This is a genomic window from Fluviicola sp., from assembly GCF_039596355.1.
Taxonomy (GTDB): Bacteria; Bacteroidota; Bacteroidia; order Flavobacteriales_D; family Crocinitomicaceae; genus Fluviicola.
The window spans coordinates 1-19,368 of record NZ_JBCNJW010000001.1 but is presented as its reverse complement, the minus strand read 5'-3'; the positions used below and the strand labels follow the sequence as shown (position 1 = coordinate 19,368).

General features: G+C 44.3%; 16 protein-coding genes. 3 read left to right on the top strand and 13 right to left on the bottom strand.

Annotation, left to right across the window (positions count from 1 at the left end):
• Nucleotides 1-13 precede the first annotated feature (13 nt).
• The 5 genes from ABDV94_RS00080 to hisS all read right to left on the bottom strand — a co-directional run bounded on the left by ABDV94_RS00080 (nt 14) and on the right by hisS (nt 7,738).
• A complete protein-coding gene (locus ABDV94_RS00080) occupies nt 14-1,636 on the bottom strand; it encodes an ATP-binding cassette domain-containing protein (protein WP_343603712.1) in 1,623 nt (540 codons plus the stop codon).
• Nucleotides 1,637-1,787: 151 nt separating this feature from the next.
• On the bottom strand, nt 1,788-3,983 hold the full coding sequence (locus tag ABDV94_RS00075) for a M43 family zinc metalloprotease (RefSeq protein ID WP_343603711.1): 2,196 nt from the start codon (nt 3,981-3,983) through the stop codon (nt 1,788-1,790).
• Nucleotides 3,984-4,341: 358 nt separating this feature from the next.
• The gene (locus ABDV94_RS00070; protein WP_343603709.1) at nt 4,342-4,866 is read right to left on the bottom strand and encodes a hypothetical protein; all 525 of its coding nucleotides are present in this window, start codon (nt 4,864-4,866) and stop codon (nt 4,342-4,344) included.
• A gap of 1 nt (nt 4,867) precedes the next feature.
• Nucleotides 4,868-6,352, bottom strand: coding sequence for a histidine ammonia-lyase (hutH, locus tag ABDV94_RS00065; RefSeq protein WP_343603708.1), 1,485 nt, complete (start codon nt 6,350-6,352; stop codon nt 4,868-4,870).
• A gap of 15 nt (nt 6,353-6,367) precedes the next feature.
• On the bottom strand, nt 6,368-7,738 hold the full coding sequence (gene hisS / locus ABDV94_RS00060; protein WP_343603707.1) for a histidine--tRNA ligase: 1,371 nt from the start codon (nt 7,736-7,738) through the stop codon (nt 6,368-6,370).
• Between the two features lie 281 nt (nt 7,739-8,019).
• Here hisS and ABDV94_RS00055 point away from each other — a divergent pair, with 281 nt between their 5' ends.
• The 3 genes from ABDV94_RS00055 to ABDV94_RS00045 are packed head-to-tail and all read left to right on the top strand — an operon-like array spanning nt 8,020 to nt 10,032.
• Nucleotides 8,020-8,490, top strand: coding sequence for a hypothetical protein (locus tag ABDV94_RS00055; RefSeq protein ID WP_343603705.1), 471 nt, complete (start codon nt 8,020-8,022; stop codon nt 8,488-8,490).
• A gap of 38 nt (nt 8,491-8,528) precedes the next feature.
• On the top strand, nt 8,529-9,626 hold the full coding sequence (locus tag ABDV94_RS00050) for a hypothetical protein (RefSeq protein WP_343603704.1): 1,098 nt from the start codon (nt 8,529-8,531) through the stop codon (nt 9,624-9,626).
• Nucleotides 9,616-10,032, top strand: coding sequence for a hypothetical protein (locus ABDV94_RS00045; RefSeq protein WP_343603703.1), 417 nt, complete (start codon nt 9,616-9,618; stop codon nt 10,030-10,032). The genes ABDV94_RS00050 and ABDV94_RS00045 overlap by 11 nt, the downstream gene beginning before the upstream one ends.
• A 53-nt stretch (nt 10,033-10,085) precedes the next feature.
• Here the strand turns inward: ABDV94_RS00045 and ABDV94_RS00040 are convergent, their stop codons facing one another.
• From ABDV94_RS00040 to ABDV94_RS00005, 8 genes are all read right to left on the bottom strand, one after another.
• A complete protein-coding gene (locus ABDV94_RS00040) occupies nt 10,086-11,045 on the bottom strand; it encodes an HmuY family protein (protein WP_343603701.1) in 960 nt (319 codons plus the stop codon).
• Nucleotides 11,042-13,291 (bottom strand): TonB-dependent receptor plug domain-containing protein, encoded by a 2,250-nt coding sequence (locus ABDV94_RS00035; RefSeq protein ID WP_343603700.1) that lies wholly within the window; start codon nt 13,289-13,291, stop codon nt 11,042-11,044. Before ABDV94_RS00035 ends, ABDV94_RS00040 begins: the two co-directional genes overlap by 4 nt.
• A 4-nt stretch (nt 13,292-13,295) precedes the next feature.
• A complete protein-coding gene (locus ABDV94_RS00030; RefSeq protein ID WP_343603698.1) occupies nt 13,296-14,327 on the bottom strand; it encodes a ChuX/HutX family heme-like substrate-binding protein in 1,032 nt (343 codons plus the stop codon).
• A 48-nt stretch (nt 14,328-14,375) separates the two neighbouring features.
• Nucleotides 14,376-15,197, bottom strand: a complete 822-nt coding sequence (locus ABDV94_RS00025) for an ATP-binding cassette domain-containing protein (protein ID WP_343603696.1) — start codon at nt 15,195-15,197, stop codon at nt 14,376-14,378.
• Nucleotides 15,194-16,234, bottom strand: coding sequence for an iron ABC transporter permease (locus tag ABDV94_RS00020; protein ID WP_343603693.1), 1,041 nt, complete (start codon nt 16,232-16,234; stop codon nt 15,194-15,196). The genes ABDV94_RS00025 and ABDV94_RS00020 overlap by 4 nt, the downstream gene beginning before the upstream one ends.
• 58 nt (nt 16,235-16,292) lie before the next feature.
• A complete protein-coding gene (locus ABDV94_RS00015; RefSeq protein WP_343603691.1) occupies nt 16,293-17,150 on the bottom strand; it encodes an ABC transporter substrate-binding protein in 858 nt (285 codons plus the stop codon).
• Between the two features lie 18 nt (nt 17,151-17,168).
• Nucleotides 17,169-18,413 carry a T9SS type A sorting domain-containing protein gene (locus tag ABDV94_RS00010; protein WP_343603690.1) on the bottom strand — a complete coding sequence of 415 codons (1,245 nt, stop codon included), beginning with the start codon at nt 18,411-18,413 and terminating at the stop codon, nt 17,169-17,171.
• A gap of 120 nt (nt 18,414-18,533) precedes the next feature.
• Nucleotides 18,534-19,157 carry a LuxR C-terminal-related transcriptional regulator gene (locus ABDV94_RS00005; protein ID WP_343603689.1) on the bottom strand — a complete coding sequence of 208 codons (624 nt, stop codon included), beginning with the start codon at nt 19,155-19,157 and terminating at the stop codon, nt 18,534-18,536.
• Nucleotides 19,158-19,368 lie beyond the last annotated feature (211 nt).

Below are 19,368 nucleotides of genomic sequence, written 5' to 3'. Positions count from 1 at the left end.
ATTTGTCTCGAAATTACGCGTAAAGCTCATCTTGCAAGCTTGCAATTTTCGCATCCTGCAGGTACTCATCGTAAGGCATCATCTTGTCGATGAAACCGTTCGGAGTGATTTCGATAATGCGGTTTGCAACTGTAGAGACCAACTCGTGGTCATGAGAAGTAAACATCATCGTTCCCTGGAAGTCGGACATTCCGTTGTTCAAAGCCGTAATAGACTCCAAATCGAGGTGGTTTGTCGGTTCGTCCATCATCAGGAAGTTTGCTTTCGCCAACATCATACGGGATAACATACAACGTACTTTTTCACCTCCGGAAAGTACCGTAGCACTTTTCAAAGCTTCTTCTCCGGAGAACAACATACGTCCGAGGAATCCGCGCAGGTTCACTTCTTCTTTTTCTTCGTCTGTTTGTGCATACTGACGCAGCCAGTCGATCAAAGACAGTTTATCCTGGAAGAATTCGGAGTTATCATTCGGCAGGTAAGCCGTTGTGATGGTTGTTCCATAGGAAAACTCTCCTTTGTCAGGTTGTACATTTCCGTTCAATACTTCGAAGAAATGTGTCATTGCCAGGGAATTTTTGGAAATAACAGCCACTTTGTCTCCTTTATTCAGAGTAAAAGAAAGGTCTTTGAACAGGTATTCACCTTCGTGCATTTTTGTCAAACCACTCACAGTCAAAATCTGGTTTCCGGCTTCGCGTTCCTGATGGAATGTAATTCCCGGGTAACGGCGGGATGACGGCTGAATTTCTTCCAGATCCAGTTTATCGATCAATTTGCGACGGCTGGTTGCCTGCTTGGATTTCGAAGCGTTTGCAGAGAAACGCGCAATGAAGTCCTGCAATTCTTTTTTCTTGTCTTCTGCTTTCTTGTTCTTGTCTGCACGCTGACGAGCCGCCAACTGTGAAGATTGGTACCAGAAGGTATAGTTTCCTGTAAACAGGTTGATTTTGCTGAAATCAATATCGCAAATGTGCGTACAAACCGTATCGAGGAAGTGACGGTCGTGAGATACAACGATTACCGTGTTTTTGAAATCCAGCAAGAAATCTTCCAGCCAGTTAATCGTTTTCAAATCCAGGTCGTTGGTAGGCTCATCGAGTACCAGTACATCCGGGTTTCCGAACAAAGCCTGAGCCAACAAGATGCGTACTTTGTATTCGGAAGGAACATCTGCCATTTTCAGGTAGTGCTTGCTCTCATCGATTCCGAGGTTGCTCAGCAAAGACGCAGCATCCGTTTCAGCATTCCATCCTTCCAGGTCTGCAAATTCTCCTTCCAGTTCCGATGCTTTCATTCCGTCTTCATCCGAAAAATCCGGTTTTGCGTACAACGCGTCTTTCTCAGTCATGATTTGGAACAAACGCTTATGCCCCATGATCACAGTCTGCAACACTTCGAATTCATCGAATGCAAAGTGGTTCTGGCTCAATACGGCCATTCGTTTACCCGGCTCCAATTCAACACGTCCGGAAGTCGGATCCTGTTCACCAGTCAAAATCTTCAAAAACGTGGATTTACCGGCACCATTGGCACCAATCACCCCGTAACAGTTTCCCTGGGCGAATTTGAGATTGACATCATCGAAAAGAACGCGCTTACCGAATTGAAGAGATAAATTATTTACTGAAATCATGAGAAATACTTGGAATTTTGGCGCAAAGATAACACTAATTCAAGCTTTTAAAAAGCGAAAACTCCGAATTCCATCATAAATATTTAATTATCAAGGATAAATGAGGTAATTATCAAGGGCTCACCACCCTTGATAATTCATCATTGATAATTTAGTAAACCACCACCCGGTGCGTAGATTTCGCAGCACCCTGAACAGCATTCAAAATGTAGCATCCCTTCGCCACGTTCATTGGGATAAGGATGGTTTGCGTTCCCGGAGAAGCCGGAACTTCCGTTGTGGAAATAACCGCTCCTTTCAAGTCCATCACGATCAGCTGCATGCCTTTTTCACTGTTCGGAACCTCAATGGTCAGATCCGATCCGGAAGAAACCGGGTTCGGAGCAATCGATACGGCAGAAGCCAGACCATTGTCTTCGATTCCCAATGTTCCCGAAATATTGAAGTTGTCGATGTACAGGTTGGAAGAGAAATCCGAAGAAGTGTATTCAAAACGGAATTTGGTTTTGTTGTCCGAAGCATTCGAAACATAACTGAAGCTGGCTGTTTTCCACTGAAGATCATTATTCGGAGTAAAATCCGTATTTCCGACATATCCTGCGGTTACCAAATCTGCTCCGGTCAAAGAAAGCCGTTGAATCCACGTTTTTCCGCAATCTCTAGAAGAATACACGACCAATTTCTCCGTAATATCAGCACTTGTAGTTGCTTTGGTGCCGTACGCATAGTCAAAAGAGATGCTTACGTTAGAAGTACTTCTCAAATCAATCGCCGGAGAAGTTAAATAGTCTTTGGCATACCCCAGACGGTTGTTGTAGTACCAATCTTCCGTAAAGGCCATTGCCGCTCCCACATCTTTGTAGTTGTTCAGCTTAAAACAGCCGGTGTTTCCTCTCCCCCCGGTTGCCACACGGTTGAATGAGGATTCATTGTCTTCGGGGTTGAATGAAATCCAGAAGTTTGCATGCTGATTGAAATCTTCGGTTCGCGGACCTGTGTACTCTGCCCAGTCTCCCTGGATGTAAATCATATTATTCACTGTTTTCACATCCGTTCCGGCACTATTTGCTACCGTCAGCGTGACATTGTACCAGCCGGGTGCATTGTACGTGACACTTGGATTCTGAGAAGTTGACGCTGCCGGAGATCCGCCCGGAAAACTCCACGACCAGGAAGTGACACCAGCTTTCCAGGAAGCGTCCCTGAAAGCAATCGGATCGCCCACACAAGCGGTCATGACGTTGGCATTCGGCCCGGTATTCGGCTGACTTCCGTTTGCATCCATATAGAAATCCGCCACCGGGATACAGGTTACCGGGGTCAATGAATTGGTTCCCGTTTCCACCAGGTTACCGTCGGTATACAAGTTGTTTCGTCCGCTGGTTTCCTGATCCAGTACATTGTTCATGAAATCGGCCTGACCTACCGTAAACATGGTCGAACAATAGGAATAATCCATGAAGTTCTGAGCATTGTCAATCACATCATTCGGGTACCAATAATTATCAGGAGTTGCTCCGTCGACACATGAGTTTTGGGTCAGTTTACAGCTTTTCATCCCGATACAATTCGGTGTATCTTCAATCCCGTCATCGAGATTACAGTTACCGGGCAGATCCGGAGTATTCGTATTTCCCCAGGTATGAGCCAATCCGAGGTAGTGCCCGATCTCATGCGTCAATGCACGCGAGTGCAGCACGCTACTTGTTCCGATACTTCCTACGTAATCGTGCAGAATCACCACACCGTCACTCCAGAAGAAGGTTCCGGTGACATCTGTGGGATGATACGCATATCCTGCCGCACCGGAACCGATGGTTTTCACCAGCCAGATATTCAGGTATTTGTCTCTGTCCCACTGATGGAGTTTCGAATAATCGTCCGCCATGTTGGTGTTGTGATTGTAAATGTGTTCGATTCCGTTGGTGCAGTTCCCGTAAGGATCCAGCGTTGCCAGCCGGTATTCGATAAATGCATCTCCGATAATGCTGTCGAAAGGAGGCACTACAATAGCCGTATCCGCATTCATTTTCAGGAAATCTTCATTCAGAATCCGCATTTGATCCTGGATTTGCTCATCACTCACGTTCTCTTCTCCATACTCGTGAACAATATGAAACACAATCGGGATCACGCGAACGGTAGTTGATTTTCCGCGAATCAGGCGGTTTTCCTTGTACCGGTTCACCAGTTTTTTATAGTCTTCTTCCAATCCGGGGTTTTCCGCATACATTTTCCGAAGCTGCTCATCGTTCCCGCACGAATAAGGCGTTTGCTGTGCGAAGGAATTTCCGACGGAAACCATCGTCATCACCGAAAATACATTTAAAAGTAATCTTTTGCGCATGTTGAATAGTTTTAAGATTTAACATCTATTGGTTATGTGATTCGTTCGAATCGGAGAGCAGTAGTATTACATGTTTTAATCCGGATCAATGACGCGCTCCAACGGTCTCAAAACTCACATGAAGCAAATGTAAATGATGTTGTTTGAACATGTTAGCGGATGCAAATCTATTTAGCTGTGTGTACCTGATGACGATTAAACGTGTTCTGAAAAACGGTGAATGGTAGTGAACTATTCATTCCAACTAATTATTAACCAGATGCTTTATTTAAAAGTAATCTGACAGGTGGTTTTACATACAAACAAAAATGGTCAAAGAGTTTCCTCCCTGACCATTCCTTTTATCGTTGATAATACTTTATTTATTCATCCATTTCAGGTTCAAACTGTACAGGAAAACGAAAACTCCCGCAAGAATCAGGTTCATGATCACTGAAACCATCGGGATCATGTGCGATGGAATAATGAGGAAACTTCCACCGACACTCAGCAGGTTGTAAATAATATACAAATGGAATCCCAGTTTTTTTCCTTTGAACATCATGAGTACTCCTGCGAGGCCGGTTCCCATGGTTACTGCATTCACCAGCAATACAGACCAGTAATGGTGCTGCTGGTAGGCACTCATTTCAGCAACCTGTTCGAATAATTCTGCCAGGAAGATTACATTCTGGTCCCGGTAGTCGGAAGCCATCTGCATCGTCAGGTTGTAGGCTTTTTCAATATCTTCCGCGCCCGGTTGTCCACCGATCAGGGAGAACAAGACGCCCAAAACGCCAAATCCGACAACAATGAATGATAAAATACACAAAACGGTCAGTAAAACCGGTCTTTTAACTGGTTTTTCCGGGGTTTCGTTTACGGGTGAAAAGTAGTCGCTCATATTATATTCCTGTTTTTACAAATTCTTTACTGGTCTGCATCAACGGATGCATGTATCTGTCTTCCGTTACGAAAGGCACTTGTTTCCGGAATGCTTCGAAAATTCCTTCCAGTCTCGGGCTTGATTTTGCCGGTCTTCTGAATTCGAGCGACTGACAAGCGTGCAGCAACTCAATTCCCTGGATGGAATAACAGTTGTCGATCACACGGAAGAGTTTTGTTGCAGCATTTGCTCCCATCGATACGTGGTCTTCCTGCCCGTTGCTGGAATCAATCGTATCGATACTTGCCGGCGTACACAACTGCTTGTTCTGACTCACGATGGATGCACAAGTATACTGCGTAATCATGAACCCGGAATTCAGCCCAGGCTTGGCCACCAGGAATGCCGGCAGGCTTCGTGTTCCGGAAATGGATTTATAGATTCTGCGTTCGCTGATACTTCCCAGTTCCGCCAGAGCAATTGCCAAAAAGTCCATTGCCAGTGCCAAAGGCTGTCCGTGGAAATTTCCTGCCGAAACCACGATATCATCGTCCGGGAAAACCGTCGGGTTATCTGTTACGGCATTGATTTCACGTTCTACGATCATTGCACAATGTTCAATGGTATCGTATGATGCTCCATGAACCTGCGGAATGCAACGGAAGGAATACGGATCCTGAACGTGTGCTTTTTCACGGTTCGCCAGTTCGCTGTCTGCTAATAAAACGCGGAATACTTCAGCTGTTTTGATCTGCCCGACCTGGTTGCGGATTCCGTTTACCTGAACGCCGAATGGCTCTTTTCGTCCGTCGTAACCGTCCAGGGAAATTGCAGCAATTTCGTTGAATTGGTTCCACAATTTGCGTGCATGTGAAATGGCATAGGAAGCATATCCCGACATGAACTGCGTTCCGTTCAGCAATGCCAATCCTTCTTTGGAGCGCAAAACAATCGGTTCCAGTCCGAAGCGCTGGTTGATTTCACGGCTTGCGTATTCTTTTCCTTCAAATAAGACTGTTCCTTCGCCCAACAGCGGCAATACCAGGTGGGCCAACGGAGCCAAATCTCCGGATGCTCCCAGACTTCCCTGCTGGAAAACCACCGGGTGAATGTGATGATTGAAGAAGAATACCAGGCGCTCTACCGTTTCCAGCTGTACTCCGGATGCCCCGTGAGAAAGTCCCATGATTTTCAAAATCAGCAAACGTCTCACGATCTCTTCCGGAACGCGCTCTCCCATACCACAAGCATGAGAAAGTACCAGGTTGCGCTGCAACTGTTCCAAATCCTCCGGAGAAATCGCCGTGTCGCACAAACTTCCGAAACCGGTATTGATTCCGTAAATCAAACTGTTGCTTGTTGCCACCTTTTCATCGAGGTAGGCGCGGCATTTCAAAATGGCATTTTTGGCTTCTTCGCTCAGAGCCAGTTTCGTATCTGAAGCCAGGATTTCGTCCAGTTTTTCCAGAGAAACCCATTCATTCGTAATCGTAAAAGTATTCATGGGGTGTATGTGGGCTTATTTCGTAAAGCGTTGAAGCAAGGCTGAGGCTGTCAGCTCTTCCTGTTCTCCGCTTTCCATATTTTTTAATTGTATCGTTCCTTTTTCCAATTCGCTTTCGCCAATAATGGCAACGAATTTCACATTCCGGTTGTCGGCATATTTAAACTGTTTCTGCATTTTGGCAGCAGCCGGATACACTTCACAATCTACTCCGGCCTGGCGCAGTTCCTTCGACAACTTCATACAGTATGCTGCTTCATTCTCTCCGAAATTGGCAAACAGGATTGTCAGCGCTGCATCGGTATCAGCCGGGTACAGGTTCAGTTCGTTCAGTACGTCGTAAATGCGGTCTGCTCCAAACGAAATTCCAACTCCTGAAAGTCCTGAAAGTCCGAATAAACCGGTCAAATCATCGTAACGGCCACCACCACAAATCGATCCCATTTTTACATCGTGTACTTTCACTTCGAAAATAGCTCCGGTATAATAGTTCAATCCACGGGCAAGCGTCACATCAAATTCCACCTCCGCACGCTCCAAACCAAGTGCTTTGGTCTGGTTCAACACGTATTCCAGTTCTTCGATTCCCTTCAATCCGGTTGTCGAAGTACTCAAAAATGCTTTCATTTGATCCAGGCGCTCATCATTACTACCCGAAACAGCAAACAACGGAGAAATGATTTCGATTGCCTGATCGGAAACGCCTTTTTCTTTCAATTCCTTGATCACACCTTCTTCCCCGATCTTGTCGAGTTTATCGATTGCCACAGTGATATCCACCAGGCGCTCCGATTCACCGGAAACTTCCGCGATTCCGGAAAGAATTTTACGGTTGTTGATCTTAATGGTAAATCCGGGAATCTGCAATTTCGTCAATACCTGGTCGAAAATCTGCACGAAATCTACTTCGTATAACAGGGAATCCGAACCTACCACATCGGCATCACACTGGTAAAACTCCTGGTAACGACCATGCTGCGGACGATCCGCTCTCCAAACCGGCTGAATCTGGTAGCGTTTGAACGGAAAGGATAATTCATTCTGATGTTGCACCACAAAACGCGCAAACGGCACTGTCAAGTCGTAACGCAATGCTTTCTCCGCCAATGAATTAGCAAAACGCGGCAGGTTATCTGCTTGTAACGCGTCAATATCTGCTTTTTTCATTTTCTCTCCCGAATTCAAAATCCGGAAAATCAAACGGTCTCCCTCTTCCCCATATTTCCCCAGCAAGGTGGTGGAAAGTTCGAAAGAAGGCGTTTCTATCGGTGCAAATCCGTAGGTTTTGAAAACGGATCTGATTGTGTCAAAAATATACGTACGGCGGGCTACCTCACTGGGTAAAAAATCTCTTGTTCCTTTTGGAATTGCCGGTTTTTGTGCCATGAAATCTGAATTTGGAACAAAGTTAACAGAAAGTGAGAAGTGAGCAGTAAAAATTGAAAATTGAGTTCTGATAACTCCCTGAATGAAAAGAGGTATCTGATTTGAATCAAGGGGTATCTAACTAATCCTTCTTACTTCTAACACTCTCTGTTTCATTCATTTGTTTTTTCAATTTTTTTTTAGTTGTTTTGAAGCGTTAAGATGAAATCAGGCCTGAATGAAATTAACACCGCTATTCATTTACCGCGTTAAGCGTAAATACCACATTTAAACATTGAATCATGAAAAAATCAATTCTGTTGGGTTTAAGTCCCGCTCTTTTGTTATTGATCGCAGTTGGGTGTCAAAAAGAAAACATCACTCCTTCTGCCTCATCAAACCATTCGTTTACAACCAAAGCTCAGGTAAACAACCTGCGTGTATGGCATGATAACGGTAAACAGCCAGGTGTTGACGGTGTCGATTACGGTTGCTGGAGTACAGGTGGAAATTGTCTTCCGGATGTGATTGTTACTCCAAAACTGTCTCAAAGTCTGACTGCTTTTGCATTCAGTTCCAGTCAGGCCGGGTATGCGAGCGCTAATTATTCAACATTATCATCTGTTATCAGTACAAGTGTTTTGGATGGTGTAATCGGTGGAGAACTGGTCGTTTCTATCAGAGGAAGTATCACGGCTACAGCTCCGGGATATTTGACTTTTACAGCTCATAATCAGGACATAAAAGCTGTATATCCATTTAAAACAAATTAAAATCCGGCGGGGGCGTTGCCCCCGCTTCTTTTCCCTTTATGAAACACATCCTTTTCTTTTCTATCGTATTCTTCGTTTCCCAGACTGGCTGTCAAGAGAATCAAAGTAAGAAGGTCCCGAACCTGCAACAGAAAGCACTTCATTTCAGGAATGATTTTACGGCATACAACCTGAATTATTTCACAGATTCGCTTAAAAACGAGTTCATCTCCTTTGCAGATTTCGTCACTGCAAAAAAGATTCATTTCCATACAATAGATGGGAAACAAAAATGGTCTATCGACCTGAAACAATTGATGGATTCAGAAAAAGAGAAATTTATTTATTATCACGTTGTTTCACCGGATTCTATTTTACTGCTCTCCAAATACAGTAACCGGATTTACCTCATCAATCAAAAAGCGGAGGTTTTGAAAAAACTGGATTACTCCCGGCTCCTGATGGAAGGAATTGAGTTTGTTCCTCCCATTTATGTTCAGGGAAACACCGTTTTTCATGCGTTCAATAATTACCCTGTGAAACAACTCACAACGCAAGAAGAACAACTAAATTGGGAACTGGAATCCTTCGGAAAAAACTGCATCGCCCAAACTAGTCTGAAAGATGAATCCCAAACTCCGGAATACATCGGACAAAACCTCTTCAACCGTTTTATAAAACGCAACGAAATTCTTGCTGATGGTGTTCATTTCTACCTGAACCAGTCGAAAATATATTATCACTCGGCTTACTCCGATACCATTTATTCCATTACAAAAGACCAGATTCGCCCCCTGTTCAAGGTTCAATCCGAAATCGGAAAAATCTTTCTGAAACCTTCGACCCGTTCAGAATACGTGAAAAACACCAATTGTATCAACGAGGCTTATCTCAAACAGGCATTTATCACGTCTTTATTGTTTGACAATAGGAGAAACCTGATTTACGTATTGGTACGAAAGCCGCAGGTAGGCGAACACTTTCCTTTCAACGTATTGGTTTACGATCAGGCCTTCAAAAAACGAGATGAATTCCAGTTTGACGGAACCCAGCATCATCCAAACGGATTTATCGGCAAAAAAGGATTGTATCTGCTCCGGAATTACGACAAAACTCCCAATCAAAAATCATTTGACTTATTGACGTATGAAAACTAGTGTTATTTTGCTGCTGCTTTTATTACTCAACAGTTGCTCTGAACCTCAGCTGAGTACCTATGAGCAAATCGAGTCGTTTTATCATCGGTTCAAAGAAGGAAATTTTGAACGCTTCAGCCGGATTATTGTCATCAACGAAGAAGGAACTTGTATTAACTGCAATAACCTCTTTGCCCGAAACCAGGCTGAAAACCTGTCTAAAGATTCTGTGCTATTTATTGTTTCAGGCTATGGAACAATGGTTGATATTTCAGCTTATGTGGATAAAAGCTCACCCAACCTGATTCTCGACCCCAAAAATGAGTTTCAAAAACTGAATCTGAAAAAAGGCTGTTCCATCATCGAGATAGCCAATCATAAAATCAAAAGCATTACCACTATCAACGCTAAAAACGTGCGGAACTAAAAAGGTAGAAATATCCTTCTACCTTTTCAATGCTCAATTTTTATTTTTCCATTTTACGGAATCAACTCCTGCAATTCGAATTTCGGAGCTCCTTTGATGCCACCGTCGTCATAGAAATCGATGAACCGCATTTTGAAATAGCGCCCATTGACTGTTTTGACAACAAAGGTGCGGTTGCTGTTTACGGTGTAATTTCCATTATCGAAATCATAGGTTTTCCAGTCGTAACCGATCACATTGATCCGGGTCGGGAAATTAGCATCCTGGATATCCGAATACTTCAAATCTGCAAACGGAATACTCACTTCCTGCACTTTCACACCGTAGCGGTTGGATAAAACTCCTACAACGGAATATGGTGTGTGTGCATCAAACACGTGGCAGTAGCTGGTGAACAGCAAATCCCAGGTTTCTTTATTGGGCTCGATATCCAGGAGCGAACCGCTTCCCGTCAGGGAAACATAGGTGAATCCGGCAGTAGCTGATTTCGGAACGGTGTATGTCTGAATCGAACTACTCGCCAAATCGCCAAACTGGATTTGGTATTCGGTGTTATTAACAGAAACGATTTTGAGTTTTTTCTTCCCCATATTCGTCCCCGAAAGATTGGCTCCCAAATCGATGGCATACACTTTTCCTAAACTCTGCCAGTCACCGATTGCCGTTGAATCGAGGTTCCCGGTCTGGTAATCCCAGGTATATGTCAATCCAGCATCCGAAGTCAATGCTGTAATATCCGTTTCGGAAGAAACGGCCGCTGCCATCAGGCGCGATTCGTTCAAAAGCACATGAAAACCGGTTTCTCCGGCTTCAAATGCCAAATCCCATACTTCGCGGTTGTTTTGGCGGATAATCGTATTCGTTTCCAAATCATAGTAAATCTGGTTTGCGTAGTTTCCTCCCATTTCGACCTGGGAAGTCGTTGCATCCGAAACAGGTTTTTGAACCGGAAGTTCTTTTTTAAAGCAGGCACTTACCAACGGAAGTAAGGCTAAAAACATCCACTTTCTCATTGTTTTGATTTTATCAGGTAAGTAATCGTGAGGTAGAAGCTTCTTCCCCATGCAATCGGAGCGGTTCCTGAACTGGAAGTGTGCGCTCCGCCGGTTGTACCGCTTCCGGCAGTGATATTCGTTACGTTCAACAAGTTTTTACCTCCCAGGGAAACACTCAGGGTTTTCTTCAGGAACCACTGCTGCACCTGGAGATCCAGCAACTGGTAATCAGCGATGAACTGCTGCGTAATCGAAGCATCTTCTCCAACAAAGTACGTCACTACTCTCCCCGTGTATTTGTAAAATGCACTGAACTTCGTTGTCCCGTTTTTCAACTGGCAGGAAACGTTTGAAACCAATTCAGGAGAATACGCAAAACGGTTGTCCGAATAATTGGATGCCGTACCGATATAGTTGAATCCGATAGTGGCGTTCCACTGCTTTCTGCCTGCTTTCACCAAAGACTGAATTCCTTTTGCATAGAACTGATCGATGTTGAAATAGCTGTAGTCAACTCCATTTGGAGACTGCGCCAAACTGATCCGGTTGTGAATGTCCTGGTAATAAGCAGATAATTCAAAACCAAGGTTCCATTTTTTCGGCTCCCAGTTGAAATTGTACCACCCCTGAACATGATTGGCCACTTCGGGCTTCAAATCCGGGTTTCCGTGAATGTTGTGGTTGATATCCACAAATTCCATGTACAATTCCTTGATGGAAGGAGAGCGGAATCCGGAGGCAACACTTCCCCGGAAAATGTGTTTCTTCTTCCCTACTTTCACATTCAAAGCCGGCATCAATGCTTCTTTGTACAAGGTATTGTAGGTAAAACGCAATCCCGGCTTCACATTCAGCCAGTTCCACGGAGCCCAGTTAAAGGTTCCGAAAACAGCGTAATCCCCGATTTCTTTTTTACGGTTCTCGATACGCGGACCGTAACCCAATTCATAATTGATGTCGTAACCGACTTCGTAATTGAATTTCTTGTCCATGCTGTTTCTCGTCAGTGTTACGCGGTTGAAGTACAATACAAAGCGGGAAGTATCCTGTTCGGTATTTGCCAGCAGTTTGCGATCCAACGTTGTTAAATCCGTAATATACGAATTCTTGGTGCGTTTGTAGTTCGAGTAATTCAGTTGTACATCCAGTTTCAGGTTCGATTTCAACCAGCCGATCACTTCCAACCCTCCGTTCTGGCGGCTCGTGATGTACTCATCATCGAAAGCAGAAATCTGGAATGGAGCTCTCGGGTAACCGCGGTTGACGATCTTTTCGCGGAACAAGTCTACCGAAGGAATGAACTCGATCTTTTTCAATTTGTAGGAATACTTTACTCCTCCCATGTACTGTTCTTTCGCTTTCCATTGCTGGTAGCGACCCGAATCGGCTACTTCCACTTTCGGGAATTGAATCCATTTATCGCCCGGATTCCAGCCATCAAAGAAATTCCGTGCTCCATAAGCCGAAATCGAATGGTTCTTGATGCGGGAAGTGATTCCGAGGTTCAGGTTGTAGTTTCCTACCGTTTCGTAATACGTTCCCAGGTTTATATCGTAGCCTTTGTTCTTCGGCTTCTTGGTAATCAGGTTAATGGTTCCGGCCATGGCATTGCTCCCATAGTTCGTACTTAAAGGTCCTTCCACAATCTCCACGCGCTCGATGTTCGCGAGATTGATCTGGCTCAAATCAATGTTTCCGTTTTGGCGTCCGATGATCGGCACACCATCAATCAGAATCTTCACTCCTTCTCCGCTGATTCCCAGCATCGACATCCCGCTTCCGAGAATTTGGTCCTGGCTCACGCGGATATTCATTTCATTCTGAAGTAAATCGCGCAGGTTTACTGCTCCTTTGGCATCAATCGTAGCACGATCGATCAGTTTTACCTTGTTGGTGGAACCCGAAACGGATCCTGCACCGAGCTGTCCGGTAATGACAACTTCTTCAATGTCTTTGGCATTCGCTTTCAACTGAATGCGGTGGCTTGCTCCTTTCGAAATGGTATCGATTTCCTGGTGAAAGCCATTCGTATTGATCTTTACGATCAGTTGTTGTCCGTCCTGGTACAATGCTGTGGGAACAACCAGGATTCCCATGTCATTTGACTGAACATAGCTTGTTTTTTTTGCGCTGATGTCTTGCAAAGCTATTTGTGCGAAAGGCACAGCAACCCCTGTTTCATCACTGATGTAAAGCGTATCCTGGGCGGAAGCAACCCCGCCCAGTACACTCATCATCAGAAGCAAATATGCTTTTTGTATCATGATATTACAATTGTTCTACCAATGTTCTCCAGGATTCCAATTCAGGAATTCCCGGTTTGCGTGCTCCGAAAAGCGTACAAATCAATTCTTTTTTCTCGTTGAATAACTCCAGGGAAGTCACGATTCCGTCTTCTGTCGGTTTTCGAACGATCCAGGATTGAGCAATTCCGTCTTCTTTTGCGTGCAGGTTGAACATCGGGTCTAACACATTGATCCACGGACCGTGCTCTACAATGTTTTTCACCTCTCCGGTGTGGATTTGAATCATTCCCGCATTTCCAACGAATACCATGATGGAAACCTGGTCTTTCGCAGCCAGTTCCAATGCTCTTCTCAATGCTTTGTTGTCGATCTGTTTGGCGTAAGTCTCATCCGGAGCCATGCGCAAGGCCTGCGTACGTGTCAATTTGTGACGCTTCAGCAATCCAAAGAATTCGTGCGTGTCTTTCAGGTTTACCCAGGATTCTTGGAATGCTTTCACATCGATTTCGCTATCCGGTAACTCTTCCCCTTCCAACGGCAGCAATGCTCCGATTTCCAGTTCAGAAGACTGATTCTCATCTTTGTATTTCGCTACCAATGCTTCGTATGCTTCCATGTTGCTTTTCGACTCCAGATAGATTTTGTGTGTTGCAACACCATCTGTTGTGAAGAACTGCAAGCTGTGACGTGGTTTCTCACCTCCTTCGGTTACTGCAAATACAGAAGCCCAGGAGCCCGGAAAAATACGCAGGTCGATGTCTTTTCCTACAAACAGGGAAGCATGCGGAGTGGTACTGAAGTTTTCGTAAACTCCTTTGCGCTCGTGCACAACCTCATCGTTTCGTGTCAGGGCCATCACATAACCCAGCGACTCAATTTCTCCAAGAATAGCTACAAACTCCGGACGCAGACGAACAGCAGTTGTTCCTACACCCAAAGCAACCAATTCAGCTTCGGAAGCATTCAAACGCTTCGCGTACTCTCTGATTCTCAATTTCGGTTCGCTTTCTTTCAACTGAGCGAATGCCTCTTTTAGGGACAAAGTTGTTTCCATTTTTATTTCTATTTAATTCTTTATTGATCTGTTCATTCAGATTCTATATTATCCGCCGTGCGGACTCTTATCTAACAAGCTCGATGAGTAGGATAAGTGTCTGTAAAATATTTCTCCGTCGAGCGAGCGCACCTGCTCCAGTTCAATCTGGTAGGTTTCACTCAATACTTGCGGAGTCATCACTTCATCCACCGTTCCGTCCAGGATGAGTTTTCCCTTCTGCATTAACAGCACGCGGTCTGCATATTGGTAACACAGGTTGATGTCGTGCATCACTATTATCACGCTTCCACGCTTGTCATCTACAAATTTACGTGCATATCTCAGCAGTTCGATCTGGTAACGGACATCCAGGTTATTCAGCGGTTCGTCCAGGAACAGGTATTTGATCGGCTGAATTTCCCCCTCGCTTTCCAATTGCAGCAACACACGCCCGAATTGAACGCGCTGCTTTTCTCCACCGGAAAGAAAATTGAATTCCTGATCCAGCAGGTTTTCCAAATTCAATTCGGAAACAATCCGTTCAATCACTTGCTGATTGAAACCCGCTTTGGATTCCGGATGGCGGTAACGTGCCATTTCCAGTACTTCACGCACCGTAAAATTGGACGCGATCATACTTTCCTGGTGCATGTATGCCCTGTAACGCGACAACCCCTCCAGCGTCCAGTCTTTCAGCTCTTTTCCGTAATAGGAAATGCTTCCTGAACTCCGGTTTGCTCCGCTTGAAAGCATTTTTACCAGCGTACTTTTTCCGGCTCCGTTCGGGCCGAGAATCACGATAAACTCTTCCTTGTCCGTTTTGAAATCAACCGGATGAAGGATGTGTCTTCCTTTTACTGCAAATGATATGTTTTTCGCTTCAATCACACCGAGAATTTACGCTTATGTTTAAAAATAATGGCTATAAATACCGGAGTTCCCATCAAGGCGGTAATAATTCCGATCGGAACTTCTGTCGGAGGCAAAATCGTTCGGGAGATCATATCTGCACACGAAAGAAGAATTGCGCCGAAAAAAGCACTGAAAGGAAGCAACAAACGGTGATCGGGTCCAGACAGAATGCGGATAATGTGAGGTACAACCAAGCCGATAAAGCCAATTACACCTGACATGGATACGGCTGCTCCAACCATACAGGTTGAACACACGATCACAACAATTTTGATGGTCTTTACCTTGTAGCCCATGTATTGCGCATTGCTTTCACCGAGCGAAAGTACGTTCAGACTTTTTGCCTGACGCAGGATCACCACGAGCGGAATTACGGTAAATACCAGGAGCAGCAAGAGCGAATCGTTGTTTGCGGACCCCAAACTTCCCAGTGTCCAGAAAGTTAAATCCCGCAACTGGTCGTCTGTGGCCAAAAAGCTCAGAAGCCCTGTCAGCGAAGCCGTTAAGGCATTCAGTGCAATTCCTGCAAGGATCAATGTCAATGAATTGATCTCACCGTTACTCAGCGACAAACGGTAAACAATAAATGCAATGCATGTTGCCCCGAAGAAGGCTACGATAGAAAGGGAAAGTCCCTCGTTGAAAAAGATCAACCAAGGGACTAAACCATTGAACAAAATGAATAAGGATGCAAACAGCGAGGCTCCCGTAGAGATCCCGATTAAGGCGGAATCAACCAGCGGATTTCTGAAAATGCCTTGCAGTGCTGCACCCGAGACGGCTAACCCCGCACCAATAAGACAAGAATAAACCGCCCGCGGAAACCGGATGTTGTAAACAACATTGTATTCGATTTCCGTTATTTTCAAATCGGTATGGAAACCAATTTTTTCAAAGATACTGCCAAAGACGTGGGAAACCGGAACGTGTACATTTCCTACTGATAGATTGACAACGAAGCAAACTAACAATAAAACCACCAATAAAAGACCTATAATCCCCTGTCTCGACATATCACTTTTTCTTCTGAAAAAGCTCAAGGTTCAACTTTTGAACCTTGAGCTTTTCGAACTATTTTATTTTTGCAAACTCGTGATTCAATTCAACAAGCGCTTCAGCTACACGCGGACCGAATCCACTGAGTAACTGACCGTCCATTTGAATCAAAGCTTTGTTTTTACCTGCATTGGTTGCAGCTACCCCCGGAACATGGAAGATTCCGTCAGGCCCGAGGCTTTGCGCTCCTGATGTAAACATCAGAATCACATCCGGATTTGCAGCAATCACTGATTCACTCGTCAAAGGTTTGAAATCCGTGAATCCTTTTCCTGCATTTTCACCACCTGCCAAAACGATCATTTTTTCCAGCGGGGTATTTTCTCCGGCTACCATCAGTGTTCCGGCACCGCGTGCATACACAAACAATACTTTCGGCTTTTTAGCCAATTTCGGGAGATTCTTCATCTCTGTGTCAATCTTCGCCGTAATTTCTTTTGAAGCAGCTGCTTTACCCAACCAGTTTGCAACGTCTTTCACCAATCCTTTCGCTTCATCAGCGCTGTTCGGGTGTTTGAATGTTACCAACTCGATTTTCGCTTGCTTCAATTTCGATTTCAGGTCCGGAGACACTTCATCTTCCAGCATCAATACGTGTGTCGGGTTCAAAGCCAGTAAGCTTTCTACCGCCAGTTTGCGCACATGTCCCAGGTTCGAAAGCTTCTCAGTCGCCGCAGGATAAGTGCTGGTCACATCAACGCCAATGAGTTCCTTTTGGGAACCCACTGCGTAGATGATTTCTGTTATTGATCCGTTTAAAGAAACGATACGTTTCTCTGCAACTTCTTCTTTTTTCTCTTCTGATTTTGCACCTGAATTACATGAAGCAATTGCAAATACAAGTCCCAGAAACAAAAAACCAATTTTTTTCATCTTTCTTTGAATCAAAGATTAGTGCTGAACAACCAAACGTTGTGTTGTAGTTGCAGAACCGTTAGATACCTGAACCAGGTAAATTCCGTTTGTGAAATCTGCTGTTGAAATGCTCATTGCTTCCAATCCGTTTGAAGCAGCTGATTCGTATACTACAGCTCCTGTCAGGCTCACTACTTTCAATGTTGCACCTGCTTTGGAATCCACCATTACAGTTACTTTATCAGAAGCAGGGTTCGGGAAAATTCCTGAAATCAATTCGTTGTTTTCAGATACGCTCAATGTAGCTACTTTCTCTTTTTTGAAAACGGTCTTACCCAATGCAGATCCTGAGAATGCAGTCATTACCAATCTCCAGTAATCTCCTGATTTATCTTTCACGAAGTAAACAGTAGAATCTTCGATCGTGTATGTTCCTGCGTATGTTTTCCAGTCATAACCGATTGTGTTGATATCCTCAGAGTATGCAGCTGTTTCGAAAGACATATCCGTTTCAGGGTTGTTTACCGGGTGAACTTCAGCAACTTCTACTCCAACATTGTGCAATACTCCTGTTACCAGGTTATAAGGGTATGGTGCTCCGATGTTTGCACAGTACTGAGTGAAATACAAATCCCAGCTTGCAGAAGCAGGCTCACGATCTACGATAGCAGCACTTGTGAAGCTGTAGTAGATGTAGTTTTTAGCTGCACTTGCAGCAAACGGAACAGAGATTGTTCCTGAGTTTGAATGATCTGCATCAGAGTAGTTGATTTCGTAAGCCATTGAGCTGAACGGAAGAGAAACTGTAAACAATTTGCAAGATCCGTTGGTGTATTTAATAGCAAAAACACGGTTAGCAACGATTCCAGTGTGGTTTACAGCATCGTAATTTCCCCAACCGTAATCTACTCCACCTGCACTTGCTGCGTTCAAAGCTCCTTCAGTCCATGTGATTTCAGAATTGTAAAGTGTTGTCCACCCTGCAATACCTGCTGTATCTGCAGTAGCCAAATCTGTTCCGTTTGATCCAGGAACTGCGTATACTGTACCGATTTTATTGTTGAAAATGATAGATGCAGCAAGCGGATTAGACGGGCTGATCGTTGTAGCCATACCGATATCCCAGTTGTTTGCAGGCTGAGCAGTACCTTGCTCATCGTTTGCCAAACTGTACCAAATATTGTTTGCATATCCAGCACCCATAGTCACTGAATCGCTCACCAGCTGCGCGTTTGAAAATCCAGCCAGAGCCAAGAATGATAGAAGTAATCCTTTTTTCATGTTTGATTTATTTACTTTATTTATATTAAGTCTAAATTAACTCCGCAAATGTAGTCCATTTCACTTTTTGGGGCAATCACTACAATCAGCGGAAAAAACTACCTTTACCAGGGTATCTATCTACTGCTTTTTGAATACCTGGTTCTCCATTTCAAAAAGGAGCAATTCTGACAAGGATTTCACTTTTAATTTCTTAAAGCAATTTTTCCGGTGCGTTTGTACTGTGTGCGGACTTAATCCGAGTTCCTTGCTGATCTCCATCGTTGATTTCCCGAGCAGCAAACGATCCACAATTTCAATCTCCCGTTTGGTCAAACTGAAATTGGTTGGAGAAGCCGCTTCGTCGTCCTGGTTCAGGATTTTACTCCAAACCACTTCGCAATAGTAATTCTGGTTGTGCAGGATTTTTTGAAATGCTTCTTTCAAATCCGGGATCGTGCAGTTTACATCGATGAATCCGGAAACTCCATAGGAAACCAGTTTCGGGAGATGTCCTACATCTCCGTTCAAAATCAGTACAACTTTAATGAAAGTATCTTCCGGAGTGCGTTTCAGGTTGCTTTCCAGTTCCTGGAAATTGTCTGTGAAATTGTAGACTACCACCTGGTCTTTAGCGGAAAGTCCCTGGGCAATTTGAGGAATTCCAGAGTGCCATTCCACATGCAGGTCTCCGAAAATGGTCCGGACTAACTCCTTGAACCCAAGGCTAATTAATTGGTTTCGGCTATCAAGATACAGATTCATACTATGTAGAATAATTCTAAATAACAAAGATGAAGTCTAATCTGACATATTCCAATACCACAAAAAGGGTAATTACTAATTACTAATGCCTAATGCCTAATGCCTAATGCCTAATGCCTAATGCCTAATGCCTAATGCCTAATGCCTAATGCCTAATGCCTAATGCCTAATGCCTAATGCCTAATGCCTAATGCCTAATGCCTAATGCAAA